Below are 23,512 nucleotides of genomic sequence, written 5' to 3' on the forward strand. Positions count from 1 at the left end.
TCGGCGCGGGCGTCTGCGATCCCCTCGGCAGCGCGGCTGAGCCGGGCTTCTACACGCCGATGAGCTTGCCGAGGTGGTCGCCCAGCCGGCAGGCCAGTGCGACGATTGTCGTCGTCGGGTTGCATTCGCCGGACGTGCAAAACACGGAGGAACCGCCGACATAGAGATTATCCATGCCGTGCACCTTCGAGTTGGCGTCCACCACGCTTTTGGTCACGTCCGCGCCCATGCGGGTGCCGCCCATGTGGTGGTGGCCGGCCAGTTCCTCGTTCGTCGGATAGTCCCCGCCATTGGTGAGCCAGTCGGCGATGCGCACCCGGCCGAGATCCTTCCGGACGAGCGTCTTGCCGAACAGCCTCAAGCCCTCGAGGAGCGTGCGGCGCTCCAGCTCCGACTTTTTCCAGTGCAGTTCGATGCGCGGCACGCCGGCATGGTCGACATCGGTCTTCGACAACCGGATCTGGTTCGAGGCCAGCGGCGCCTGTTCCCAGGCGACATAGAGCTGGGCGGCGCAGCGCAGGTTCTGGCTGAGCTGATGGGATACCCATTCCGCCATCTCCGGCACCGTGCAGGCGAGGTCGGCGATGACGCTTTTGATGCCGGGGTACGGCGTCTCGATCAGCCTGATGCCGAAATTCATGATCTCAAGGCGCTCCATGGCCGCCAGCGTCGGCGAGAAGAAGGCCTCGTTGGTGGCGTCGACCTCGAACTCGCTATAGTCGGCGAGGATGGCATTGCCGCCTTCGAAAGTCGGATGCTCCATCCAGTAGCGGCCGAGCGCCGTCGCCTTCGGCACCACGCCGCCGTTCGAGCGCTGGTTCGACCACAGAAGCAGCCGCGAGTTTTCCAAGCCGCCGGTACAGACGATGAAATAGTCGGCGGTAAAAGAGCCGGCATCCCGGCCGTTCGACCACAGTTTGGCGCCGGTCACCCTCTTGCCGTCGCCGGTAAGCTCGGTGGCATAGGTGCTGAGCACCACGGCCACGTTCCTGCTCTTATCGAGTTCGTCGGCAAATTTTTCGCCGAAGCGTACGGCTGGGCTCTTGATCAGTTGCACCCAGCGAATGTCGTCCGAGATCGGCACATCCGGCCGGAAGTCGGGAAGTTCCAGGATGTCCTGGACTTCGGGCAGATAAGGCTCGATGTCGGCACGGCTGATCGGCCAGCCGGTATCCGGCGCCCAGGCCTTGGGCTCGAAATCCTGGCTGTCGAGCACCCGGCACCAGCCGGCCCAGTGATTGGAGCTGCCGCCCATGAGGCGCAACCGGGTGATGTCGAGATCGAAATATGGGTCGCCGACCGTGACGCCCCGGTAGAAATCCTGCGAGTCATCGCTGAATTCGCGGGAGCCCGCCTCCAGCACCACAACCGGAATGCCGGCTGCGCCAAGCTTCCTGGCGATCGTGGTGCCGGCCGGCCCGGAGCCGAGAATGCAGACCTTGGCGGCGAAGTTCGCAGCGCGAAATGCCTCATAGCTGTCGAAGATCAAGTGAGGTCGCTCCTTTTGAGGATCCAACCATTGACCTCGACGATCGCGTCCGGATCGGTATCGGGCAGCTTGCGGAACAGCGACAGGGCCGGCAATGCGATCAGCGCCTGCACGATCGTGCGGCGCGATATTTTCTTGGTGAAGAAACTCATGGCACGTCTCTCGATGGCTTCGATCCACGCATGGCGTTCCCTGAACATACTCGCCAGGAGAAGCCAATTCCGTGCCAAACCTAGCGTCACACTTTGCTTAAGCCGTGTAAGCGGTCTGGCTGAGTGCAAACAGCGTTAGGTTTTCCTTAATGAGCGAGACCGCTCAGGCCGCTTCGGAAATGTCCCTGTCCAGGATGGTCAGATTACGGCCGCGATGCTTGGCCTGGTAAAGGCGATGGTCGGCGGCACGCATCAGATCCGATACGCCGGCATCCTCGCCGCAGGTGACACCGCCGATGCTGACGGTGAGGGGTATGACCCGCTCATCGACGGGACGGAAGCGGATCAGTTCGACTTCACGGCGAATGCGTTCGGCGACGCGTTTGGCTTCCTGTTCGGTGGCGCCGACCAGAAACGCACCGAATTCCTCGCCGCCGATGCGGCCGATCACGTCGCCGCTGCGCACGCCGCGCTCGATCGCGCTTGCAATAAGGAGCAACGCCTCGTCGCCGGTCAGGTGGCCGTAGCTGTCGTTGATGATCTTGAAGTGGTCGGCGTCGATGATCAGCAAAGCACCGCGATCGGATTTACGCCGGGAGGCGTCGAGCGCGGCAAAGAAGCTCTCGCGGTTGAGCATGCCGGTCATGTCGTCGCGGCTCGCTTTTTCCGACAGGCGCCGATGCGCTGCGGCGAGTTGGGCATGAGCGCGGGCGAGGTCGCGATGGGCGCTTTTCAACCTCTCGCCCTGCCAGAACGTGTAGGCGCCGGCCATCCAGGCGAGCGCCAGCGGGCAGACCGTGGATGTCAGCCAGATCGTGCGGTTGATCGGAAAGCCCATTGCCGGGACGACGATGAGCGTCAACAAAAGCGAGACTGCGAGGGAGGCGAAAGCGACGGCGGCGGACTTCAGAAATATGCGGCTCATCGCTGGCTCCCCCCTGAACCGTCTCTGTGCCAGCAAGCCCTGAATGCCACCTTTCGGCGATGCCTAAATTTTGAATCATCGCGCCATTTCCGCCACTCGCAACGCGCATAAGTTGTGGATAAAGCCTCTGCCAAAAGTATGGTTTCGTGCCATAAGGATTGCATGACCACGCTCCCGGATCCCGCCCGCTTTGCCCATGTCACCGACTGGGTGTTCGACCTCGACAACACGCTCTATCCGCACCATTCGAACCTGTTCTCGCAGATCGACGTAAAGATGACTGCCTATGTCGGAGAACTGCTGACGCTGCCACGCGACGATGCCCGCAAGCTGCAGAAGGAACTCTACCGGGAATACGGCACGACGCTGAACGGTCTGATGGCGCGCCACGGCATCGATCCCGACGACTTTCTCGAGAAGGTTCATGACATCGACTATTCCTGGCTGGTTCCCGATCCCGTTCTCGGCACCGCCATCCGCCAGCTTCCCGGCCGCAAGTTCATCTTCACCAATGGCGACCGGAGGCATGCCGAACGCACCGCGCGCCAACTCGGCATCCTCGACCATTTCGACGACATCTTCGATATCGTCGCTGCCGGGCTGAACCCCAAGCCGGCGCGCCAGACCTACGAGAAATTTGCGGAACTTCACGCCGTCACCGGGCACAATGCGGTGATGTTCGAGGATCTGGCCCGCAACCTGTCCGTGCCGAAATCGCTGGGCATGACCACGGTGCTGGTCGTGCCGCGCAACTTCGAGCCGACCTTCTCGGAGATCTGGGAACGTGACCCGGCCAATGAAGATGATGTGGATTTCGTCACCGACGATCTTGCCGAATTCCTCACCGCGATCGTCGACGTCACTGCTTGAGGCAGTTGCTTCGCGCAGCCGGATCGATACCGCAGCCCCGCGGCCTAAAGCGTGTAGAAACGGCTGATAATCCCCCAGGCCTCGTCGGCGGTGTCGACGAAATCGATGATGTCCTGGTCGCCGGGGGTGATTGTGCCTTGCTCGGCGAGGAAATCGAGGTCGATCGCCCTTTTCCAGAACGCCTTGCCGAACAGGATCACCGGCACGCGCTCCATGCGGCCGGTCTGGATCAGGGTCAGCGTCTCAAAGAATTCGTCCATCGTGCCGAAGCCGCCCGGAAACACCGCGACAGCCTTGGCGCGCATGACGAAATGCATCTTGCGGACAGCGAAATAGTGGAAGTTGAAACAGAGCTCCGGCGTCACATAAGCATTCGGCGCCTGCTCGTGCGGCAACACGATGTTGAGGCCGATCGACGGTGCGCCAACATCGTCGGCGCCGCGGTTGCCGGCTTCCATGACGCCGGGTCCGCCGCCTGTCACCACGACGAATTCGCGATAATAAGAGGTGGCCGACTGCTGCGAGCAGAGGCGGGCGAATTTTCGTGCTTCCTCGTAATATTTACTGTTTTTCTCGAGGTTCTTCTTCTGCGTCTCGTTTTTGGCCGCCCAGGCTTCGCCGTCCGGCTCGGGGATGCGCGCCCCGCCGAACAGGATGACGGTCGAGCGGATGCCGCGCTCGGCCAGGATCATCTCCGGCTTCAACAGTTCGAGCTGCAGCCTGACCGCGCGCAATTCGCGCCGCGTCATGAAGTCGGGATCGTTCCAGGCCAGCCGGTAGGTCTCGGCACGCGTCTGCGGCGTGTCCGGCACGCTTTTCGACCGCTCCAGATCCTCGTCCGAATGCGGCAGCGGCGTCCACCCCGCCTTTTCCATAGGAGTCATATTACCTGCCCGTCCAATTATTCACTTGCGCCGTCCCGTGACGCAGCCGCGATTGACCCTCACCAAGCCTTCACATAGGGTCCGGCGACTTTCAAAACAGGTTAAGGTGCGGCCCCTTAACAGCTTGGTAATGGAGCGAATTCATGTCGAAGCCCGATCTGGGGAGCCTCGAAAAGACTATCGAAACCGCCTTCGAGGAACGCGAGACGATTTCGACGGCAACCCGCGGCGCGACGCGCGACGCCATCCGGTCAGCGCTGGACCTGCTCGACCGGGGTATCGCCCGCGTTGCCGAGCGCCAGGCCGACGGCAAATGGCATGTCAACCAGTGGCTGAAGAAAGCGGTGCTGCTGTCGTTCCGGCTCAACCCGATGGAGATCATCAAGGGTGGTCCGGGCCAGGCCGTGTGGTGGGACAAGGTGCCGTCGAAATTCGACGGCTGGAGTGCCATCGATTTCGAGAAGGCAGGTTTCCGCGCCGTGCCGTCGTCGATCGTGCGGCGCTCCGCCTATGTCGCGCCAGGTGCCGTGCTGATGCCGTCCTTCGTCAATGTCGGCGCCTATGTCGACAGCGGCACAATGGTCGACACATGGGCCTCGGTCGGCTCCTGCGCCCAGATCGGCAAGAATGTGCATCTGTCGGGCGGCGTTGGCATCGGCGGCGTGCTGGAGCCGATGCAGGCCGGCCCCACTATCATCGAGGACAATTGCTTCATCGGCGCACGCTCCGAGGTGGTCGAAGGCTGCATTGTGCGCGAGGGCTCGGTGCTCGGCATGGGCGTCTTCATCGGCCAGTCGACCAAGATCGTCGACCGCGCCACCGGCGAGGTCTTCTACGGCGATGTGCCGGCCAATTCCGTCGTTGTCGCCGGCTCGATGCCCGGCAAGCCGTTACCCAATGGCGAGCCCGGTCCGAGCCTTTACTGCGCCGTCATCGTCAAGCGGGTCGATGCCGGGACCCGTTCCAAAACCTCGATCAATGAACTGCTTCGCGATTGATCCTTCGCAAAAAAACGGACGCACCCGCTTGCTCGACAGACCTCGATTTCTATGGCTTTTCTTCAGCCTTTCCGGGCGAGTGAACCCAAGTGCCTATGTTTTGGCGGGTCTTTTACCGCTCCTGGTTCAGCTTTTTCTGCTCTACCAGTTCTCGCGAACGCCGCTAGGCACTGCCGCGAGTCAGTACTGGGCGCTCGCCTGGTGGATCGCTGTGGTTGTCTCGACATGGTCGACGTTTGCGCTAACGGCGAAGCGGTTCCATGATTTCGGCAAGCCTACCTACTACGCATTGATCTCTCTCATCGTCGGCGCCATTCTCCTTATCATTTTGGCCTTTTTCAAAAGTGATCCCGGACCCAACCGCTACGGCAAACGCACCAATGCGCCGGCCGAATCCTGAGCGCCGATCGGGTATCTAGCCATGCGCTACCGTACGCTTGATTCGAAACTGATCATCGAAACCGCCGAACGACTGGAAAAACGCGTCGCCGAGCGGTTTCCCCATGCAGGCTTGCGTGGCGTCGCCATAGAACTTGTGTCGCTGTCGCGTGATCTGGCCAAGGCGGCGAAGGCGCTGGAGGCGCCGATCTGGTGGCTGCGCGGCGTCGTCATCGCCGCCATTGCCGCCGGTGCGCTGATGTTCCTGTTCGTCGGCACCATCCTGCCGCTCGGCCGTATCTCGGGAACCGACGATGCCGTCCAGTCGGTGCAAGGCATCGAATCGTTGATCAACATGATCATCCTCGCGGTGCTCGGCTTCCTGGCCTTGATCCGAACCGAGGAGCGCATCAAGCGCAAGCAGGTGTTTCGCAAGCTTCATGGCTTGCGATCGCTGATCCACGTCATCGACATGCATCAGCTGACCAAGGACCCGGCAGCGCTTTCAACCGAATTCAAGCCGACATAGCATTCACCGGCACGCATAACCGACCGTGCCGATCTCGCCCGCTATCTCGACTATTGCTCCGAAATGCTGTCGATCACCGGCAAGGTCGCCGCGCTGTTCGCCCAGTCGGTGAACGACAATGTGGTCGTCGATGGCGTCAACGACATCGAGTCCCTAAGCTCCAACCTGTCGCGGAAGATCTGGCAAAAGATCACACTGATCGACGGTCCCTTGCGGTCGGCTCGTCCAGGTACCTAAACTAATCTTAATCACCTTGGTCCAGCATGCCCCGTGGAGACTGTGTCGACCGGCACGGAGCACTCGACTGGCATACGACGAACCCCTGGCCAACCCGAAAACGCGCGGAAAGCGAAGCGCCGGCGCGCGGCTGTTCGCCTGGTTTTCTTCACCGATCAGAGCGGAGCCGGAAGCTGTCCGCGCACGGCTTCTCGATACCACTTTCGACCGCAAATTCGCTGTCCTGTTCGGCAGCATCAGCGTCCTGGTGCTGGCAGTCAGCGCCGCGGTCGTCACCGGCGACCGGTGGCCTTACGCCTGGATCGCGGCCGACCTCGTCCTGTTTGCCGCCCGCTTCCTGCTGATGCGGGAATGTGAACGGGCCCGCAAGCGCGGGGGAACGGGGCCGCTGGCAGGCCTCATGGCCGCCGGAGGGCCATGGTCGGTGATTTTCGGCCTCGGCTGCTATGGCTGCGTCGTCAGCGGGAATGTGGCGCTCGCCGTGCTGGCTGCCCTGAATGTCGCAGGCGTCGTCGGCGTGGTGTCGTCCCGCAACGCAGCGACCCCGCGCTACGCCATATTCGTCATGCTGGCCGTAAGCCTGCCTTTCCTGCTTGGCGCGCTGTTTTCTCCGGCGCCCGGAATGTCTATCGTCGGATTTCAAGTGCCGTTCTATGTAGCCGGCGTCATCATCGTGCTGCTTCAAAATCATGCGATCAACGTCCGCATGATCCGCGCCGAACTGGACAATCGCGATCTGGCGATCAAGGACGCGCTGACCGGCCTGCCAAACCGCATTTTCCTTCAGGAGAAACTGCGCGGCATGTGCAGCGAGCTTGCGGCGCCGGCAGCAAATGGCGGCAGGCCGTTTGCCGTTCTCAGCATGGACCTCGACGGCTTCAAGCACGTCAATGACCGCTTCGGCCACGCGGTCGGCGACATGCTGCTGCGCAAGGTGGCCGAACGATTGAAACGCGCTTTCCGACCGGGGGATGTGGTCTTTCGCATCGGCGGTGACGAATTCGTAATCCTGCTGCCCGGCACGTCCGAGATCGAAGCCACCTACCTGGCAAAGCGGGCCATTGAGAAGATTTCGGTACCTTTCGACCTTGGCCTGGGCACCGCAATACCCATTGGGTTGAGCATTGGAAGCGCCTTCGCGCCTGCCGACGGCGGCGAGCCTGAAATTCTTCTCACCTGTTCCGATCACGCGCTCTATGAAGCCAAGCGCACCGGCAAGGGCCGTTACTGGGCACATGTGCGGGCCGCGAACTGACGATCACAGCGATCATTGGGGCCTTTTGTCGCCTCCGTCCATCCAACATCCCCGCCTAAAGCGCCGCGTATGACGCGATTCATGCGACGCGCTTTAAGTCTTTATCTCTTATGCATGTCGTTGTCCCAAAACCGCTGCGCACCCAGGGATCAAGCCCTAGGGCATGCTTTTGGGCGACACTAGGCCTGCGGCTATACGGCATGAAACCATAATCTTGGCGGGATGGCTGGCCCTTATGTCTGGCCGTGACAGGCCTTGCGCTTTCGACTATCGCTTTTGCCCATGACGTTGCCGACCGATCCCGCTGCAAATCTCGCCGCCCTCATCCGCTGCCCCTCGGTGACGCCCATTGAGGGCGGGGCACTGAGCACGCTGGAAAAAATGCTGAAACCACTCGGCTTTTCCGTCGAGCGCCCGGTGTTTTCGGATGACGGCACGCCCGATATCGAAAATCTCTATGCGCGGCGCTCCGGCAACGGTCCGCACCTGATGTTCGCCGGGCATACCGACGTGGTGCCGGTCGGCGACGAGGCCTCATGGACGCATCCGCCTTTCGCCGCGGAGATCGCCAAAGGCGAGATGTTCGGCCGCGGTGCCGTCGACATGAAGGGCGGCATAGCCTGTTTCATCGCCGCGGTGGCGCGCCATCTCGGTTCGAAAGGCGGCCTGAAAGGCTCGGTCTCGCTGCTGATCACCGGCGACGAAGAAGGGCCGGCCATCAACGGCACGACAAAGCTGCTCGAATGGGCGGCCGCCAAGGGCGAGAAATGGGATGCGTCTATCGTCGGCGAGCCGACCAATCCCGACGCGTTGGGCGACATGATCAAGATTGGCCGGCGCGGCTCCTTGTCCGGCAGCATCACCGTCAACGGCCGCCAGGGCCACGCCGCCTACCCGCAGCTTGCCGACAATCCGGTGCGCGGGCTGATGACGCTGGTCGAAGCCTTGCTGCACCCCATCTTCGACAACGGCACCAAGGACTTCCAGCCGACCAATCTGGAGGTGACCTCGATCGATGTCGGCAATCCGGCCACCAATGTCATTCCGGCAAAGGCAACGGCCACCTTCAACATCCGCTTCAACGACACATGGACCGCCGAGACCATCCAGGCGGAAATCCACAATCGCCTCGACAAGGCGGCGAAGCGCAAGAAATACCGGGCCGGCAAGACGACGCCGGTCGATTACGAGCTTGTCTGGCGCGACCGGCCGAGCCACGTCTTCCTCACCCGCGACGACCGTCTGATCGAAGCGCTCAGTGGTTCGGTCAAGGCGGTGATCGGCCGGAAGCCGGCGCTTTCCACCTCCGGGGGCACCTCCGACGCGCGCTTCATCAAGGACTATTGTCCAGTGGTCGAATTCGGGCTGGTCGGCAAGACCATGCACATGGTCGATGAACGCGTCGCGCTTGCCGAGCTCGAGACGCTGACGCAGATCTATCAACGCTTCATCGAAGACTGGTTCGAGCAAGGCGCATCGTAATCATGCTTTCGTCCGATGAAACCTATGCATCGCTGACCGGCGCCTGGCGACTGATGCTCGGCAAGGCCGACGGGCTGCGCCAGCTCGACCTTTCGGCCGACGGTTTCTGGAATTCCTTCTTCGCCATCGTCGTCGCGGCACCGGCGCTGATCGTCGGTTGGGTCGGCCTTGCCAACGAGATCGGCGATCCGAGTGCATTCGCGGGCCGGTTCAGCATGCTGATCCGTCTGGCGACGGTCGACATCGGCGCCTGGGTGTTGCCGCTCGTCGGCCTTGCCCTTGTCGCGCCGCGCGCCGGCATTGGCGGGCGTTTTGTTCACTATGTCGTGGCCAGCAACTGGACGTCGGCGATCATCGCCTGGATGATGCTGCCAGCAGCGTTGATCGGGCTTTTCCTGCCGTCCACCAACGAATTCGCCGTATTGGCGTCGCTGCTTTTGTTTGCGCTGTCGATGATCCTGACCTGGCGAATGACAAACGTCGTCATCGGCAGGGGCGCAGCTGTCGGTACCGCTGTCTTCGCCGGCATGTTCGTGGCGTCGCTGGTCGTTGTGTTCGGCCTGCGGGCGCTGCTCGGCATCGGCGCGCCGGCTTAATGCATGTCGCCCGAAAGTGCGCAGCGGTTTTGGGACAACGACATGCATAAAAACAGGAACTTAAAGCGCGTCGGATGAATCCTTTCAGACGCGACGCGCTTTAGTCGACCTTCGGATAATCCACACCGACGAGAAAAAGTCCGTCGGGCGGCGCCACCTGGCCGCAGGCTGCACGGTCGCGCGCATCGAGCGCCGCCTTCAGGTCGGCAGTTGTCCAACCGCCTTCGCCGACGCGCTTCAGCGAACCGACCATGGAGCGCACCTGATTGTGCAGGAACGAGCGCGCCGAGGCTCGCACTTCGACAACGTCACCCAGCCGACTGACATCCAGCCGATCGAGCGTCCGGATCGGGCTGTCGGCCTGGCATTGGGTCGAGCGGAACGTGGTGAAATCATGCCGCCCCAGCAGCACCCTTGCCGCCTCGTGCATGGCCTCGGCGTCGAGACGCTTCGGCACCCACCAGATCTTGCCCTTGTCGAGCGCCGCCGGCGCGCGCCGGTTGACGATGCGATAGAGATAGTGGCGGCCGATCGCCGAGAACCGCGCGTCGAACCCATCCGGTACGACGGCCGCCTTGAGGATGGCGATGCGCGCCTTGGCCGTTTGCAGGTGGGCATTGACGGCATCGCGCACCTTGTCATCAGGCCATGCCTTGACGAGATCGACATGCGCCACCTGAGCAGTCGCATGGACGCCGGCATCGGTGCGGCCGGCGCTGCGCAGCGAGACCTGTTCGCCGCAGAACCTCTCGATCGCCTGCTCGATCGCCTGCTGCACCGAAGGCTGGTCTGCCTGACGCTGCCAGCCGGCATAGAGGCTGCCGTCATATTCGATGTCGAGGCGAAAACGCGGCATTCCTAAGCGGGATTGAGGTTAGGCGGCGAGCGCGGAGCTAAAGGCTGAAGCGTAGACCAGCCTGCCGGTCTCAGGCGCCTCGCCCCAGGCCAGCGCCTGCAACGCTTCGCCCTGGTACTCGCTTTCGAACTTTTCGGCGCGCGCATGGCTGTAGCCGAAGCGGCCATAATAGGCAGGATCGCCAAGCACTACCGCCAGCGCCTCGCCGGCTTCCTTCAGGCGGATATGCGCCTCGCGGATCAGCGCGCCGCCGATGCCGGTGCCATGGAATGATGGCTCGACCGCCAGGGGCGCCAGCGCCACCGCCGAAAAGCTCTTGCCGCCGTTCTGCACGAAAAGCCGCGAAAATAGGATATGGCCGACCACCTGTCCATCTTCTTCCGCCACCAGTTCGACGACGGCGTCGCCGCCGCTGACCAGCGCATCGACCAATCCGGCCTCCGCCTGCTGGCCGAATGCGTGTTCCTCGACAAGGCGAATCGCCTCGCGGTCTCGCGGCGTCGCCGCGCGTATCGACATCATGCTCATGAGAACTTCATTCCTTTTCCGAGCTTGGCCCCGTGCAGAAACTCCTGCGCGGCAATGGGCCTTCCGCCCGCACGTTGAACTTCGACCAACCTGATCGCGCCTGACCCGCAGGCGACCGTCAGCCGGTCGTCGAGAATTCCTCCCGGCTCGCCGGCGCCTTGCGAAAGCGTCGAGCGAAGCAGTTTCAGCCGTTCCAGACGGCCGCCGATTTCGGTCTCGCACCATGCGCCGGGAAAGGGCGACAGGCCGCGAATATGATTGTGGACTTCGCCCGCAGGCCGCGTCCAGTCCATGCGCGTCTCCGCTTTATCGATTTTTTTGGCGTAGGTCACCCCCGCCGTCGCCTGAGTGGTAAATGTCAGGGCATCCCGTTCCAGCCGTGCCAGCGCTTCCGCCATCAGCGCGGCGCCAATGAGCATCAACCGATCGTGCAGGTCGCCGGCCGTCATATCGGGTCCGATGGCGCATTTTTCGACCATGGCTACCGGGCCGGTGTCCAGGCCTTCTTCCATCCGCATGACCATCATGCCTGTCTCGGAATCGCCGGCCATGATGGCGCGCTGGATGGGGGCGGCGCCGCGCCAGCGCGGCAACAGCGACGCGTGACCATTGAGGCAGCCGAGCCGCGGCGCCTCGAGAATGGGTTTGGGCAACAGCAATCCATAGGCGACGACCACGGCGACATCGGCCCGCAAGGCGCGGAACACCTGCTGCTCGACCTCGCTTTTCAGCGACACCGGCGTCCGCACCTCGACGCCCAGTTGCTCCGCCTCGCGCTGAACCGGCGACCGCGTCAGTCCCAGCCCGCGGCGACCGGCGGCGCGCGGTGGCTGGGTATAGACTGCTTCTATCTCATGCCCGGCTTCCGCGATCGCCCGCAGCGTCGGAGCGGAAAATTCGGGGGTACCCATGAAGATGACGCGCAGGGGCATTTTGAGCCTATCCCACCAACTTGCCCGGCGCGTTGTTGCCTGCCTTGTCCCTGGCGAGCTTCTTGAACTTCTTCACCACCATGTCGCGCTTCAGCTTCGAGATGTGGTCGATGAACAGAACGCCGTTGAGATGGTCGATCTCATGCTGCAGGCAGGTCGCCATCAGCCCTTCGGCCTCGATCTCCTGCAGCTTGCCGTCACGATCGAGATATTTCACCCGCACGGCGGCGGGGCGCTCGACCTCGGCATAGTAATCCGGGATCGACAGGCAACCCTCCTCGTAGACCGAGCGCTGATCGGCGCTCTCGAGGATTTCGGGATTGATGAAGACATGCGGCGCCGGCGTCTCGTCTTCCTTGGCGAGGTCAACCACCAGCATGCGCAGCGGCTCGCCGACCTGGATCGCCGCCAGACCGATGCCCGGCGCATCATACATGGTCTCCAGCATGTCGTCGGCCAGTTTGCGCAAAGCGCCGTCGACACGCTCGACCGGCTTTGAAACCTGGCGCAGGACGGGATCGGGAAGGATGATAAGCGGCTTGATCGACATGGCGTCTCACCTAAGACCTCGCACGAAAAGCGTCAACCCGGGGCATTTGCAGCGCCGTTCACGTTTTGATCTGTCCCGTCAGGCCGAATCATCTATGCTGTCCCATATGAACGAGTTGACCACCATCCTGTCCGAACCGATCGCCCGGCTCGGCGCCACCACGATCACGCTCGGCCACGCATTGGCATTCGGCGCGATCCTGTTCCTCGGGCTGTTCGTGGCGCTCGTCGTCGCGCTGTGGCGCTCGGCCAAGGCGCGTGCGGTGGCTGCCGCCGAAGCCGCCGACCACGCCCGCGACGCCGAGGCGCGGATGGCCGGTATCTTGCAAAGCCAGGCCGAGATGCAGGGCCGCATGGGCGCCATCGCCGAAGTGTTCGGGGCGCGGCAGGCCGAACTCACACAGTCGATCGGCCAACGCCTCGACGCGATGACCGGCCGTCTCGGCCAGACCATGACCGAGCAGACGAAGTCGACGCATGAAAGCCTCGCCAAGCTGCAGGAGCGGCTGGCGGTCATCGATACGGCGCAGGGCAACATCCAGTCGCTCGCCGGCCAGGTCGTTCAGCTTCAGGCGATCCTCTCCAACAAGCAGACGCGCGGCGCCTTCGGCCAGTCGCGCATGGAGGCGATCGTCGCCGACGGCCTGCCGCACGGCGCCTATGAATTCCAGGCGACCCTGTCGAACGGAAGCCGGCCCGACTGCCTGGTGAAGATGCCGAATGGGGCGCCCGCACTTGCCATCGACGCCAAGTTTCCGCTGGAAGCTTGGAATGCCATCCGTGCCGCCGAAGGCGCCGATTTGCAGAAGGTCGCCGCACAAGCGTTCCGGCGCGATATTGAGGTGCATGTCCGCGATATTTCCGAAAAATACCTGATCCAGGGCGAGACGCAGGACACCGCCTTCATGTTCGTTCCGTCGGAATCGGTGTTCGCCGAGATCCACGAGAATTTCGAGGGGATTGTCCACAAAGCGCACCGCGCCCGAATAGTCATCGTCTCGCCGTCGCTGCTGATGCTGTCGATCCAGGTCATCCAGGCGATCCTCAAGGACGCCCGCATGCGCGAGCAGGCGCATCTGATCCAGGGCGAAGTCATCCGGCTGATGGAGGATGTCTCGCGCCTCGACGAGCGGGTGCGCAAGCTGCAGAGCCATTTCGGCCAGTCGGCGAAGGATATCGACGACATCCTCGTCTCGACGTCGAAGGTGACCAAGCGCGGCCAGAAGATCGAGGCGCTGGAGTTCGGTGCGCAGCCGACGGAGGAAGACGCCGGATCGGCCGGGATGTCACATGGGACCGGCGCGAGGGCCGAAGCAGGCGCACGCGTCGCCGACTCCAAGACCGGCCAGCTGAGGCTAAGGGTGGTCGAAGGCGACGACTAAGAGGCTACTGCTCCTCCACGATCGTCGTGCCTGCGAATTCCGGCAGCCAGTGCAGCGCCGAGCGGTGCCAGATCTGTTTTCTCGGGATCAGTTGTTCGCGCTGTCGCGCCGTGCCGACCCTGATGCCGTAGATTTTCGGCCCGTCGCCGACCGACGTGGCATAGAGATGCGAACCGCACTCGCCGCAAAAAGCCTGGGCGCGCCTGGCGCCGCTCGGTGCGGTCTTGATGTAGATCTTCGGCGTGCCCTTGGTGATCCGGTAGTGGTCCTCCGGCGCCGGCACGGTCACGCGGAAGGCCGTGCCCGTCAGTTGCTGGCAATCGGTGCAGTGGCAGATACTGGTCTTTTCCGGATCGACTTCCGCCTCGTAAGTGATGGCGCCGCAATGGCACCCGCCGTCGATCTTCATTTTCATTCCTCCCAAAATCCGTTCGGCAATGCTTGAGCGAGGTGCGCCCGTTTGGACACATAGTATGTGGCGAGCGCGGCGTAGATCACATTCGGGACCCGCCATGCGCCGCCATGGTGTACCGCATCGTTTCCATCCGCTGTGAGCCTATCGATCCATGCGCCGAAGCTCCACACGCAGCACAACGCACGAGCCGTCCAGTCGTTCAAAGCGATAGGCCAAAGCCCTGGAGAGTCGGACAGTGGCTTTGAGCGTTCCTTCTCCAAGCGTGAGAACAGTCCAGTTGGCCGGGCGCCGCAGGATACGCTTCGCGGGACACTTTCTTTTCCGAAGCGCTCTCCGGCCGCAGAAGTCTCAGCCTTGCCGGAGGTGAACTTCTGACCCTGAGCCGTTATCCCGGAGCGCATTCCGGGCCCCATTTGCGACATCCCCTTCACTGATTCACTGCCCGTCTAGTCCGCTGTGAGGGTGGGGCTTGGCAACAACCGCTCAAGGTCGGTCGGTCGTTGCAGGGCTGACGTGTTTTCATCGAGCCAAGACTGACGCTAGTACCTTGCCCGGAATGAGCTATAATTCAGATGCTAGTGACTGCCGGGCGCTTGCACAATGGCTGGACTGGGTGAACAGATTGCGCGTCAGCAGCGCACCATGGGACCGCTCCTGGTAGCGGCAGTGGTCATCGGCCTTATAGGTCTGCCCGTCGCAGCCTGGCTCGACCTCCGAGACCTATCGGAACGGATGCTGCGCACGCAAGCCAGCGAAATCAGCCGGATCATCGACGAAATGCGCGGATTCTACGGCAGCGAAGTCGTGGGACGCGTGCTGCAAGCAGACGACGCCGTAACCGCGACGCACAACTACCGGGACGTGCCTGGCGCGATCCCTATTCCAGCAACCCTCTCGATCGAACTCGGCAAGCGCATCAGCGCTCACGACGGGTCCGTCAAATATCGGTTCGTCTCGGATCTACCTTTCAAAGGTCGCGACCCCCATCAGCTCGATGCATTCGAGCGGAACGCAATCTTTGCTTTGCGCGCCAACCCGAGGGAGCCGATCATCGAAGTCTCGGGTTCGCTGTTTGACCGGCACGTCCGCGCCGCGGCCCCGGTTGTAATGGGACAAGTCTGTGTGACCTGCCATAACTCACACCCGGACAGCCCCAAGACGGACTGGAAGGTTGGGGATGTCCGAGGGATCCAGGAGATATCAGTCAATCAGCCCATCGCTGCGAACGTCCTCGCTTTCAAATATCTGCTCCTATATTTCGGCTTCGCGGCGGCGGCGGGCCTGACGTTCATTCTCCTGCAGCGTCGTCAGTCCGCCTTGGTTCAGGGCATCAATAAAGAGCTTTCCGAGGCAAACGACTTCCTGGCCGCAATTTCATTGAAGATCGCCAAATACCTCTCGCCTCAAATTTACAAAAGCATCTTCAGCGGCCAGAAGGACGTCACCATCGCGACCGAGCGCAAGAAGCTCACGATCTTTTTCTCCGACGTCAAGGATTTCACCGCGATCGTAGAACGGCTCCAGCCCGAGGACCTGACGGTTCTCCTCAACGAGTACTTCACCGAGATGTCGACGATCGCGCTCAAACACGGCGCCACCGTCGACAAGTTCATCGGCGACGCGCTTCTTGTGTTCTTCGGAGACCCCGAGACGCAAGGCATCGAGGAAGACGCGAGAGCCTGCTTGCGCATGGCTGTCGACATGCAGCGTCGGCTGGAGCAGTTGAACAGGGTGTGGCGTGACCGCGGAGTTGAACGGCCCTTCCAAGCTCGCATGGGCATCAACACGGGCTATTGCAATGTTGGAAACTTCGGTTCCGATGATCGGATGGACTACACGATCATCGGAGCCGAAGCGAACTTGGCGGCCCGTTTGCAGTCGATTGCCAAACCCGGCGGCATCTGCCTCAGCTATGAGACTTACGCGCTCGTCCGCGACCTTGTCCGGGCGCGTCCGTTAGCACCGATTGCCATGAAGGGGATCAGCCGGGAGGTTGTCCCCTACGAAGTCGAGGGCCTCCTGGGTGAACTGGCCCAGCGCCCTCAGGTCATCAGCGAGCACGCGACTGGCCTCGACTTGTTCCTCGATGTTGAGGCAATCGACGAGAACGGGGTCGAGCGAGCGAAGAAACGACTTTCGGAGGCGCTCCTGGCCTTAACCATCCGAAGCAAGCCCGCCGCTTTTTAGGTTTTTGAACGTCTGACCGCATTTGAGACTTCAACGAAGTGATTTCCATGCCGTGTGAAGTTACAGAGCACATTGAGTGCTCCTTCTCCAAACTCAAGCAGTTCCGCCGGGTCGCAACCCGCTTCGAGAAACCCGCCCGCAATTACCGCGCCGTTGTCACTCTCACGGCTATTGTCTTGTGGTTGCGGTAACTGTCCACACGGCCTAGTCGACGATCTCGTTCGTCCAGACCTTGAAACCGGCCAGCGTGCCGGGCCCGAAAATATGGGTCAGCGGCACATCGGCTGCATCGCGGCCGGAGGCGATCAGGATGCGGCCGATGCGCGGCGCGTTGTTGCGCGGATCGAAGGCATGCCAGCGGCCGCCGAGATAGACCTCCATCCAGGCGGCGAAGTCCATGTCCGACCACGGTTTCGGCAGGCCGATGTCGCTGATGTAGCCGGTGCAGTAGCGCGTCGGGATGTTCAAGGCGCGGCAGAAGGCGACGGCGAGATGGGCGAAGTCGCGGCAGACCCCGCTCTGCTCTCGATAGACTTCGGCCGCCGTGCGCGTCGGCCGCGCATTGCCGTAATTGAAGATGATGTGGTTGTGGACGAAGTCGCAGACCGCCTGCAGGCGTGGAATGCCGAGCGGCGTGTGGCCGAACAGCCGCCACGCTTCGTTTGCCAGCACGTCGCTCTCGCAATAGCGGCTGGGCAGCAGGAACAGCAGCGTATCGGACGGCAGGTCGCGCACCTCGTTCTGCCAGGCCTCAGATCGCCCATCTCGAAAGTGCCGGTATCGCGGATCACCGCGTCGGTGCCGAAGCTGAAGCGACCCGGCGGGGCGACAAGACGGTTGCACCAGTTGCCGAAACTGTCCCGGTAGCTCTCGATCGGCACCGGTGGGCTCGAGGTCAGGAAGTCCGGCCGTTCGAGATCCGACGCGCAGGAATAGTGGACTTTAAGCATCGCGATCAGCGGCGTTTCCTGCGGACAATCGAAGCTCATCTCGCAGCCGATGTAGATTCGCATTGTCGTCCTGACCGGCCTGCCGGATCATCACCCGGCGAAGGCACGGGCTGTTGCCGCAGTGCAAAAAAGATCATCGCACGGACCAACGAGCGAATTAGGAACGGTTGACGTCAGCCGGCTGGCGCCGGCGCCAGATTATGCCTCTTGCGGTCGGGCGTTTCTCTTGGTTCATTTCGCTTGCCACAATCGGAGGAAACGAATCATGGCTAAAGGTGCGATGAAGGCGGGCAAAGAAGCCCGCAAGCCGAAAAAGGACGCGAAGAAACCCGCCGCTGCCCCGACCCTGAAAGCGCCGCCCGTCAAAGCGACCAAACTCAAGGACAGGTAAGCCTGGGCGTTTCGACGCGAGGTATGACCGGCGGCATTTCAGTGCCAATCGACATTCACCGGTTGGTCCTGAAATGCCGCCGGCGCTGCTGTTGATTGGGCACCCTAAATTTCTATATCAATGCAGCGAAGACGACTTCGCGCTTTGCGAAAAGACCGGGACGACCCGCAATCCAATGGAGCGTTCCGATGTCGTGGATTCTTCTCTTCTTCGCTGGTCTGTTCGAGATCGGCTGGGCGATCGGCCTTAAATACACTGATGGCTTTTCGAGGCCGCTGCCGACTGTCCTGACGGTTGTCTCGATGGCGGTCAGTCTCGCTTTGCTCGGATTGGCGCTGAAGACGCTGCCGGTCGGCACGGCCTATGCGGTGTGGACCGGCATCGGCACCGTCGGCACGGCGCTGCTTGGCATCTGGCTGCTCGGCGAGCCTGCGACCGCGATCAGGCTGGCCTGCATCGCACTCATCGTCTGCGGCATCATGGGATTGAAACTCGCGGCCTAAGGCGCGTCGCGTCTGAAGAGATTCATGCGGCGCGCTTTAAGTTCTTGTTTTTAGCATGTCGTCGTCCCAAAACCGCTGCGCACTTTTGGGCGACATGCATTAGTTTTGCTGCAAGGCCGCAGCACAAACGCCTTCAGGGCCGCTGCAAGGCGGCCCTGAATTTGATTGGTGCTATCGCGCTGTAGGAGCGCTAGCGAGCAGAAAAGCCCGGAGGCGTCCTGCCGGTGCGCTGCTTGCGCGCCGCATAGCGCGCGTCGCGCTTGGCCTTGCGCTCGGCCTCGTCGGCAAGCAAACGAGCGATGCGCTCGTTCTCTTCGGCTTCCCGGATCTTCGCTTCCGCCTGCGCCGCTTCTTCCGCAGCAATACGCGCTGCTTCGGCAGCAGCTTCGCGCTCGGCCTTTTCGGCCGCTTCGCGCGCCAGCTTTTCCTGCTTCAGCCTAGCCTTTTCGGCCTCGCGTATCGCACGAGCTTCGAGGATTGCCTTGCGTTCGGCCTGTCGTGCCAGCACCGCCGGATCGTCTGCTGCCGGCCTTGCCTTGAAGCGCTCGAGAAGCGCCTTCTTTGCCTCGTTTGCGGCATTGCGCCGCTCGAAAACGTCCTTTTCCCTATAGATAGCCAAGTCCACTTCCCTGGAGTCAATTTGCGAGGCTTACATACGCGTGAAAACCCAGAGTTCAAGCGCCAAAACGGTATGCCAGCCATGAAATTCTGAGCTGTTGCAGTCGGGAGACGCCTTTTCGGCTGAATTCGGCTGAAACGGACATGCACTGTTCACCATCCGCCCCTCTGGTGGCGCGGCGGACTGGTCGCTACCTGTAGCGCGAAAAACAAAACACCAGGATGACACATGATGGAACTCGGTCTCTATACCTTCGCCGACGTCGGCCCGGAACCGGGCCCTGGTGCCATCGGTCCGCATGAGCGGCTGCGAAACCTGATCGAGGAGATCGAGCTGGCCGACCAGGTCGGCCTCGACGTGTTTGGGCTGGGCGAGCATCACCGTCCCGATTATGCGGCTTCAGCGCCGGTCGTAGCCCTGGCCGCGGCGGCCGAACGCACCCGGCGCATAAAGCTGACCAGCGCGGTCACCGTGCTATCCTCCGACGATCCGGTTCGCGTCTTCCAGCAGTTTGCGACGCTCGACCTTCTATCCAGCGGTCGGGCCGAGATCATGGCTGGGCGAGGCTCGTTCATCGAATCCTTTCCGCTGTTCGGCTACAATCTCGAAGACTATGACGAGCTCTTTGCCGAAAAGCTCGACCTGCTGCTTGCCATACGCGACAGCGTCAAGGTGACCTGGTCGGGCAGGCTGCGCGCTTCGATCAACGATCGCGGCGTCTACCCCCGCCCGTTCCAAGAGAGATTGCCGATCTGGATCGCGATCGGCGGCACGCCGCAATCCGCCGCGCGGGCCGGTGCGCTCGGCCTGCCGCTGGCGCTGGCCATCATCGGCGGCGCGCCGGCGCGGTTCGCGCCGCTGTTCGACATTTACAGGGAAGCGGCCAAACGGGCGGGCAACGATCCGGCTGATCTCGCTACCAGCCTCAACGTCCACGGCTTCATCGCCGAGACCACCGACCAAGCGGCTGACGATTTTTATGGGCCGCAGGCCGAGGTGATGAACCGCATTGGCCGCGAGCGCGGCTGGGGTCCGACGTCGAGGGCACATTTCGACCAGTCGCGCGGCCCGAACGGCGCGCTGTTCGTCGGCAATCCAGAACAGGTGGCCGAAAAAATCGTTGCCCAGCACAGGATGTTCGGCAACGATCGCTTCCTGCTGCAAATGGCGATCGGCACCATGGCGCATGCCAAGGTCATGAAGGCGATCGAACTCTACGGCACCATGGTCGCGCCGATCGTGCGCAAGGAAACGGCGAAGGCCATCCCTGCCGTGGCAGCGCCGGCCGCCTGATTCGTCGGCAAGATCGTAGGGCTAAGGTCATCATCAACGCCGGCTAACGCGTCGGCCCGAAAATCGGAATCGATTTTCGGAAAGCACGATGCGTAGATTCAAAGTGTCAGAGCGCACTTTGTGCGTCCAAGTGGACGCACGTCGCTCTAACGGAACTTTGAAGCCGCAAAGGCGTTTCCGCCCACGGTCTACGCCAATCGCGGTGTGCCGCCGAGGGCCAGAATGAAAGCCGAACCCGCCGCTTCGGGCGCAGGCGCTGCCGATAGCCCGGATTCGCGCGCCGAGGCGCGCGCGGATACCCATCTGATTCGTTCGCTGCTCGTTGGCATCTTCATCCTTATGGCGATCTTCGCGCTCTACTTCGCCCGTGCCTTCTTCATGCCGGTCATTCTGGCTTTCCTGCTGGCACTGACGCTGACGCCGATCGTCCGCTTCCTGCGCAAGCACGGCTTGCCCGATGCCATGTCGGCGACATTGCTGGTGCTGCTGTCGTTCTGCGTCATCGCTGTCGCAGGGTATTTGCTCAGCGGCCCGGTCATCGACCTCATCAACAACACCTCGTCGATCGGCCAGCAGCTTGCGGAACGTCTGGCGCAACTGCGCCGTCCGTTCGAAAGGATCGTGGAGATTTCGCGTCAGATAGAGGGACTAACGCAGACCTCCCAGGAGCCCGGCGTTCAGAGGGTGGCCATGGCGCCATCGGGCATTCTCTCGCAAGCCGCCGGCAATGTGCTGTCGGCCGGCACCAGCGTCACCATTGTCTTCGTCCTGTCGCTGTTCCTGCTCGCCTCCGGCACGATGTTCTATGAGAAGATTGTCCAGTCCTTCCCCAGTCTCAGCGAAAAGAAGCGGGCGCTGCGCGTCGTCTACGACGTTGAACGTGAAATCTCGCACTATCTGCTCACCGTCACGGTCATCAACGCGGGCCTCGGTACGGTCATCGGGCTCGGCCTGTGGGCCCTCGGCGTGCCCAACGCTCAGGTCTGGGGCGCGGCAGCGGCTCTGCTTAATTTCCTGCCCTATATCGGTGCGCTGATTACGATCACGCTGGTTACCGTCATCTCGCTGATCAGCTTCGAGACGATCTCCTATGCGCTGCTGGCGCCAGCATTCGTCATTTTGTGCGACGTCATCGAAGGCCAGTTTGTGACGCCGACTGTGGTTGGCCGCCGCCTCGAGATCAACGCCGTGGCGATCCTCATCGCCATTGCCTTCTGGTCCTGGTTGTGGGGCTTCGTCGGCGCGCTGATGGCGGTGCCGCTGCTGGTCGTCATCAAGGTGTTCTGCGATCATTTCGACGGCCTCAGCCATGTCGGCAATTTCCTGGCGGCGCAGCATACGGCGGTTGAGGACGAACAGATTTCAGAGACCGAGAAGGCGGCGGGCGTATGACCCGGGAACCGAGATAAGTTCCGGAGGGAATCCCTCGGACTCAAATGCCAGAGCGTCCTTTGCGGCTGCTGGACGCGCGGCGTCTGTTCAATTTTTTGAATTTGCTGCCTTGGCGGTCGCTTCCTACATCCCTCCCGTCCATAGGATCCCCGCCCATGACCGCTCTTTCCGTTCTCGACCTGTCGCCGATCGTCGAAGGCAGCAACGCTTCGCAATCGCTCGCCAATTCACTCGATCTCGCCCGCCATGCCGAGCGGCTGGGATACAGGCGCTATTGGCTGGCCGAGCATCACAACATGCCTGGCATCGCCAGCGCCGCCACCTCCGTCGTCATCGCCCACGTCGCAGGCGGTACCAGGACGATACGCGTCGGCGCCGGCGGCATCATGCTGCCCAACCATTCGCCGCTGGTCATCGCCGAGCAGTTCGGCACGCTTAACGCATTGCATCCCGGCCGCATCGACCTCGGCCTCGGCCGGGCGCCGGGCACCGACATGGGTACGGCGCGCGCGCTGCGCCGCAATCTCGAGGCCGGCGCCGACAGTTTCCCGCAGGATGTCGTCGAGCTGATGGGCTATTTCCAGGCGGCCGAAGACGGTCAGCGTATCCGCGCCGTACCCGGCGAGGGCGAGCAGGTGCCGATCTGGATCCTGGGCTCAAGCCTCTATGGCGCACAGCTCGCAGCCATGCTCGGCCTGCCCTACGCCTTCGCCTCGCATTTCGCACCGGCCGAACTCGACCACGCACTGGAGATCTACCGCTCGCGCTTCCAGCCATCGAAACAGCTCGACAAGCCCTATGTCATGCTCGGCCTCAACGTGTTCGCGGCGCCCTCCGACGCTGAGGCGCGGCTGCTGTTCACCTCGCTGCAGCAGGCCTTCGTCAATCTGCGCACAGGCCGGCCCGGCCGATTGCCGCCGCCGGTCGAGGGATATGAGCGCGACCTCGATCCGATGGCCAAAACCATGCTTGGCCAGGCGCTGTCCTGCGCCGTCGTCGGCGCCCCGGAAACGGTCAGGCAAGGCATAGAAGCGTTTATCCGTCGCACCGGTGCCGATGAGCTGATGGTCACCGCGCAGATTTTCGACCACGCAGCGCGGGTGCGATCCTTCGAGATCCTGAGCGACGCCCACAAATCGCTGTCGGAAGCGGCCTGACAGCGGCGCGGCTGGAAAGCCGTTGTGTAGCGATGCCTCGCGCCCCCCTCTGGCCTGCCGGACACCTCCCCGGTTGGGAATTTGCCGTCATCACGGCTTTCGCCAGTCGCCAACGTCGCGGGAGTGAGTGGGCGCGGTGCTGACGCTGCCGATCGCCCGGTCCAAACACCCCCAAAGTGGGGAGATGGCCGGAGCGCCAACGAGGAGTCCTCGTCGACGGTCACAAGCTACGGAGCTTACCTTGCCGCCAAGGACGCCGGTCGCGAGCAAGACATCAAGTTTTTCGGCGTCGACAGCCCCTGATCGAAGGCGTTCAGCTCTTGCCAACGGTGACGTTCGCCTACATGACGCCGGGTGCCGAAGGGCTGCGGCGCGATCAAGTTCCTGAACGGCGAGAAAAGTCCATCACGCTTCCGATGCAGAAGATCACCAAGGAAAATGCCGCCCCGTTCCTGAAGGAGAATGGGGTTTGAGACGAAGTCGTCGATGACGAGTACCTCTCCCCGTTCTACGGGGAGAGGATGCCGGCAGGCAGGTGAGGGGCAGCGCTGACCAAGGCCGTG

At 62.4% G+C, this 23,512-nt stretch carries 24 protein-coding genes and 3 pseudogenes; 16 read left to right on the forward strand and 11 right to left on the reverse strand.

Annotated elements, in window-relative coordinates:
* Positions 1–49: 49 nt before the first annotated feature.
* From ACWTU8_RS14370 to ACWTU8_RS14380, 3 genes are all read right to left on the reverse strand, one after another.
* Positions 50–1,489 (reverse strand): GMC oxidoreductase, encoded by a 1,440-nt coding sequence (locus ACWTU8_RS14370; protein WP_455848684.1) that lies wholly within the window; start codon positions 1,487–1,489, stop codon positions 50–52.
* The gene (locus ACWTU8_RS14375; protein ID WP_101918682.1) at positions 1,486–1,641 is read right to left on the reverse strand and encodes a hypothetical protein; all 156 of its coding nucleotides are present in this window, start codon (positions 1,639–1,641) and stop codon (positions 1,486–1,488) included. The genes ACWTU8_RS14370 and ACWTU8_RS14375 overlap by 4 nt, the downstream gene beginning before the upstream one ends.
* Before the next feature lie 163 nt (positions 1,642–1,804).
* Entirely contained in the window at positions 1,805–2,566 is a 762-nt protein-coding gene (locus ACWTU8_RS14380; RefSeq protein ID WP_029347283.1) for a GGDEF domain-containing protein, read from the reverse strand.
* A gap of 162 nt (positions 2,567–2,728) precedes the next feature.
* Here ACWTU8_RS14380 and ACWTU8_RS14385 point away from each other — a divergent pair, with 162 nt between their 5' ends.
* Positions 2,729–3,436, forward strand: a complete 708-nt coding sequence (locus ACWTU8_RS14385; RefSeq protein WP_127315467.1) for a pyrimidine 5'-nucleotidase — start codon at positions 2,729–2,731, stop codon at positions 3,434–3,436.
* A 44-nt stretch (positions 3,437–3,480) separates the two neighbouring features.
* Here the strand turns inward: ACWTU8_RS14385 and ACWTU8_RS14390 are convergent, their stop codons facing one another.
* Complete coding sequence (locus ACWTU8_RS14390; RefSeq protein ID WP_127315468.1) at positions 3,481–4,320, reverse strand: LOG family protein; 840 nt, start codon at positions 4,318–4,320, stop codon at positions 3,481–3,483.
* Positions 4,321–4,463: 143 nt separating this feature from the next.
* On the opposite strand from ACWTU8_RS14390, the gene dapD reads away from it, so the two are divergent.
* From dapD to ACWTU8_RS14420, 6 genes and pseudogenes are all read left to right on the forward strand, one after another.
* Positions 4,464–5,318, forward strand: a complete 855-nt coding sequence (dapD, locus tag ACWTU8_RS14395; protein WP_455848685.1) for a 2,3,4,5-tetrahydropyridine-2,6-dicarboxylate N-succinyltransferase — start codon at positions 4,464–4,466, stop codon at positions 5,316–5,318.
* 28 nt (positions 5,319–5,346) lie between these two features.
* The gene (locus tag ACWTU8_RS14400) at positions 5,347–5,718 is read left to right on the forward strand and encodes a DUF805 domain-containing protein (protein ID WP_029347278.1); all 372 of its coding nucleotides are present in this window, start codon (positions 5,347–5,349) and stop codon (positions 5,716–5,718) included.
* A gap of 21 nt (positions 5,719–5,739) precedes the next feature.
* Positions 5,740–6,462 (forward strand): annotated as a pseudogene (locus ACWTU8_RS14405) (hypothetical protein).
* 247 nt (positions 6,463–6,709) lie between these two features.
* Complete coding sequence (locus tag ACWTU8_RS14410; protein ID WP_455848686.1) at positions 6,710–7,717, forward strand: GGDEF domain-containing protein; 1,008 nt, start codon at positions 6,710–6,712, stop codon at positions 7,715–7,717.
* 282 nt (positions 7,718–7,999) lie between these two features.
* Positions 8,000–9,199 (forward strand): succinyl-diaminopimelate desuccinylase, encoded by a 1,200-nt coding sequence (gene dapE / locus ACWTU8_RS14415; RefSeq protein WP_455848687.1) that lies wholly within the window; start codon positions 8,000–8,002, stop codon positions 9,197–9,199.
* Between the two features lie 2 nt (positions 9,200–9,201).
* Complete coding sequence (locus tag ACWTU8_RS14420) at positions 9,202–9,795, forward strand: hypothetical protein (protein WP_029347269.1); 594 nt, start codon at positions 9,202–9,204, stop codon at positions 9,793–9,795.
* Positions 9,796–9,895: 100 nt separating this feature from the next.
* On the opposite strand, the gene truA is transcribed toward ACWTU8_RS14420, so the two are convergent.
* Genes truA through def form a run of 4 tightly spaced genes read right to left on the reverse strand, consistent with a single transcriptional unit; the run spans position 9,896 to position 12,661 of the window.
* Positions 9,896–10,651: a tRNA pseudouridine(38-40) synthase TruA gene (truA, locus tag ACWTU8_RS14425; RefSeq protein ID WP_455848688.1), complete on the reverse strand. Its 756-nt coding sequence runs from the start codon at positions 10,649–10,651 to the stop codon at positions 9,896–9,898.
* 18 nt (positions 10,652–10,669) lie between these two features.
* Positions 10,670–11,179: a GNAT family N-acetyltransferase gene (locus tag ACWTU8_RS14430; protein WP_029347266.1), complete on the reverse strand. Its 510-nt coding sequence runs from the start codon at positions 11,177–11,179 to the stop codon at positions 10,670–10,672.
* Entirely contained in the window at positions 11,176–12,105 is a 930-nt protein-coding gene (gene fmt / locus ACWTU8_RS14435) for a methionyl-tRNA formyltransferase (RefSeq protein ID WP_455849060.1), read from the reverse strand. The genes ACWTU8_RS14430 and fmt overlap by 4 nt, the downstream gene beginning before the upstream one ends.
* A gap of 13 nt (positions 12,106–12,118) precedes the next feature.
* Positions 12,119–12,661, reverse strand: coding sequence for a peptide deformylase (gene def / locus ACWTU8_RS14440; protein WP_455848689.1), 543 nt, complete (start codon positions 12,659–12,661; stop codon positions 12,119–12,121).
* A 106-nt stretch (positions 12,662–12,767) separates the two neighbouring features.
* On the opposite strand from def, the gene ACWTU8_RS14445 reads away from it, so the two are divergent.
* Positions 12,768–14,042 (forward strand): DNA recombination protein RmuC, encoded by a 1,275-nt coding sequence (locus tag ACWTU8_RS14445; RefSeq protein WP_455848690.1) that lies wholly within the window; start codon positions 12,768–12,770, stop codon positions 14,040–14,042.
* 4 nt (positions 14,043–14,046) lie between these two features.
* Here the strand turns inward: ACWTU8_RS14445 and ACWTU8_RS14450 are convergent, their stop codons facing one another.
* Entirely contained in the window at positions 14,047–14,451 is a 405-nt protein-coding gene (locus ACWTU8_RS14450; protein ID WP_455848691.1) for a GFA family protein, read from the reverse strand.
* A 606-nt stretch (positions 14,452–15,057) separates the two neighbouring features.
* Here ACWTU8_RS14450 and ACWTU8_RS14455 point away from each other — a divergent pair.
* Together ACWTU8_RS14455 and ACWTU8_RS14460 are read left to right on the forward strand one after the other, a co-directional pair.
* Complete coding sequence (locus ACWTU8_RS14455) at positions 15,058–16,644, forward strand: adenylate/guanylate cyclase domain-containing protein (RefSeq protein ID WP_455848692.1); 1,587 nt, start codon at positions 15,058–15,060, stop codon at positions 16,642–16,644.
* Positions 16,645–16,715: 71 nt separating this feature from the next.
* Positions 16,716–16,835 (forward strand): annotated as a pseudogene (locus ACWTU8_RS14460) (IS5/IS1182 family transposase); the annotation flags it as partial.
* A gap of 13 nt (positions 16,836–16,848) precedes the next feature.
* On the opposite strand, the pseudogene ACWTU8_RS14465 reads toward ACWTU8_RS14460, so the two are convergent.
* Positions 16,849–17,657, reverse strand: a pseudogene (locus ACWTU8_RS14465) (transglutaminase-like domain-containing protein).
* A gap of 202 nt (positions 17,658–17,859) precedes the next feature.
* On the opposite strand from ACWTU8_RS14465, the gene ACWTU8_RS14470 reads away from it, so the two are divergent.
* Complete coding sequence (locus ACWTU8_RS14470) at positions 17,860–17,985, forward strand: hypothetical protein (RefSeq protein WP_082982715.1); 126 nt, start codon at positions 17,860–17,862, stop codon at positions 17,983–17,985.
* Positions 17,986–18,173: 188 nt separating this feature from the next.
* The gene (gene sugE / locus ACWTU8_RS14475) at positions 18,174–18,488 is read left to right on the forward strand and encodes a quaternary ammonium compound efflux SMR transporter SugE (protein WP_455848693.1); all 315 of its coding nucleotides are present in this window, start codon (positions 18,174–18,176) and stop codon (positions 18,486–18,488) included.
* Positions 18,489–18,678: 190 nt separating this feature from the next.
* Here sugE and ACWTU8_RS14480 read toward each other — a convergent pair whose 3' ends face one another.
* Complete coding sequence (locus ACWTU8_RS14480; RefSeq protein ID WP_065011625.1) at positions 18,679–19,107, reverse strand: DUF6481 family protein; 429 nt, start codon at positions 19,105–19,107, stop codon at positions 18,679–18,681.
* 231 nt (positions 19,108–19,338) lie between these two features.
* On the opposite strand from ACWTU8_RS14480, the gene ACWTU8_RS14485 reads away from it, so the two are divergent.
* From ACWTU8_RS14485 to ACWTU8_RS14500, 4 genes are all read left to right on the forward strand, one after another.
* Positions 19,339–20,400: an LLM class flavin-dependent oxidoreductase gene (locus tag ACWTU8_RS14485; protein ID WP_455849061.1), complete on the forward strand. Its 1,062-nt coding sequence runs from the start codon at positions 19,339–19,341 to the stop codon at positions 20,398–20,400.
* A 222-nt stretch (positions 20,401–20,622) separates the two neighbouring features.
* On the forward strand, positions 20,623–21,792 hold the full coding sequence (locus ACWTU8_RS14490) for an AI-2E family transporter (protein ID WP_029347250.1): 1,170 nt from the start codon (positions 20,623–20,625) through the stop codon (positions 21,790–21,792).
* 155 nt (positions 21,793–21,947) lie between these two features.
* Positions 21,948–22,949 (forward strand): LLM class flavin-dependent oxidoreductase, encoded by a 1,002-nt coding sequence (locus ACWTU8_RS14495; RefSeq protein WP_455848694.1) that lies wholly within the window; start codon positions 21,948–21,950, stop codon positions 22,947–22,949.
* 344 nt (positions 22,950–23,293) lie between these two features.
* Positions 23,294–23,422 carry a hypothetical protein gene (locus ACWTU8_RS14500; protein ID WP_455848695.1) on the forward strand — a complete coding sequence of 43 codons (129 nt, stop codon included), beginning with the start codon at positions 23,294–23,296 and terminating at the stop codon, positions 23,420–23,422.
* The last annotated feature ends 90 nt before the right edge of the window (positions 23,423–23,512 follow it).

The sequence above is a fragment of the Mesorhizobium sp. BHbdii genome (assembly GCF_053848045.1).

Excerpts from the sequence above, each read along its gene's own strand:
- ACWTU8_RS14375 (WP_101918682.1), bottom strand. The coding sequence starts at position 1,641 with ATGAGTTTCTTCACCAAGAAAATATCGCGCCGCACGATCGTGCAGGCG.
- ACWTU8_RS14380 (WP_029347283.1), bottom strand. The coding sequence starts at position 2,566 with ATGAGCCGCATATTTCTGAAGTCCGCCGCCGTCGCTTTCGCCTCCCTC.
- ACWTU8_RS14385 (WP_127315467.1), top strand. The coding sequence starts at position 2,729 with ATGACCACGCTCCCGGATCCCGCCCGCTTTGCCCATGTCACCGACTGG.
- ACWTU8_RS14390 (WP_127315468.1), bottom strand. The coding sequence starts at position 4,320 with ATGACTCCTATGGAAAAGGCGGGGTGGACGCCGCTGCCGCATTCGGAC.
- dapD (WP_455848685.1), top strand. The coding sequence starts at position 4,464 with ATGTCGAAGCCCGATCTGGGGAGCCTCGAAAAGACTATCGAAACCGCC.
- dapE (WP_455848687.1), top strand. The coding sequence starts at position 8,000 with ATGACGTTGCCGACCGATCCCGCTGCAAATCTCGCCGCCCTCATCCGC.
- ACWTU8_RS14420 (WP_029347269.1), top strand. The coding sequence starts at position 9,202 with ATGCTTTCGTCCGATGAAACCTATGCATCGCTGACCGGCGCCTGGCGA.
- truA (WP_455848688.1), bottom strand. The coding sequence starts at position 10,651 with ATGCCGCGTTTTCGCCTCGACATCGAATATGACGGCAGCCTCTATGCC.
- ACWTU8_RS14430 (WP_029347266.1), bottom strand. The coding sequence starts at position 11,179 with ATGAGCATGATGTCGATACGCGCGGCGACGCCGCGAGACCGCGAGGCG.
- def (WP_455848689.1), bottom strand. The coding sequence starts at position 12,661 with ATGTCGATCAAGCCGCTTATCATCCTTCCCGATCCCGTCCTGCGCCAG.
- ACWTU8_RS14445 (WP_455848690.1), top strand. The coding sequence starts at position 12,768 with ATGAACGAGTTGACCACCATCCTGTCCGAACCGATCGCCCGGCTCGGC.
- ACWTU8_RS14450 (WP_455848691.1), bottom strand. The coding sequence starts at position 14,451 with ATGAAGATCGACGGCGGGTGCCATTGCGGCGCCATCACTTACGAGGCG.
- ACWTU8_RS14455 (WP_455848692.1), top strand. The coding sequence starts at position 15,058 with ATGGCTGGACTGGGTGAACAGATTGCGCGTCAGCAGCGCACCATGGGA.
- ACWTU8_RS14470 (WP_082982715.1), top strand. The coding sequence starts at position 17,860 with ATGGCTAAAGGTGCGATGAAGGCGGGCAAAGAAGCCCGCAAGCCGAAA.
- sugE (WP_455848693.1), top strand. The coding sequence starts at position 18,174 with ATGTCGTGGATTCTTCTCTTCTTCGCTGGTCTGTTCGAGATCGGCTGG.
- ACWTU8_RS14485 (WP_455849061.1), top strand. The coding sequence starts at position 19,339 with ATGGAACTCGGTCTCTATACCTTCGCCGACGTCGGCCCGGAACCGGGC.
- ACWTU8_RS14490 (WP_029347250.1), top strand. The coding sequence starts at position 20,623 with ATGAAAGCCGAACCCGCCGCTTCGGGCGCAGGCGCTGCCGATAGCCCG.
- ACWTU8_RS14495 (WP_455848694.1), top strand. The coding sequence starts at position 21,948 with ATGACCGCTCTTTCCGTTCTCGACCTGTCGCCGATCGTCGAAGGCAGC.
- ACWTU8_RS14500 (WP_455848695.1), top strand. The coding sequence starts at position 23,294 with ATGACGCCGGGTGCCGAAGGGCTGCGGCGCGATCAAGTTCCTGAACGG.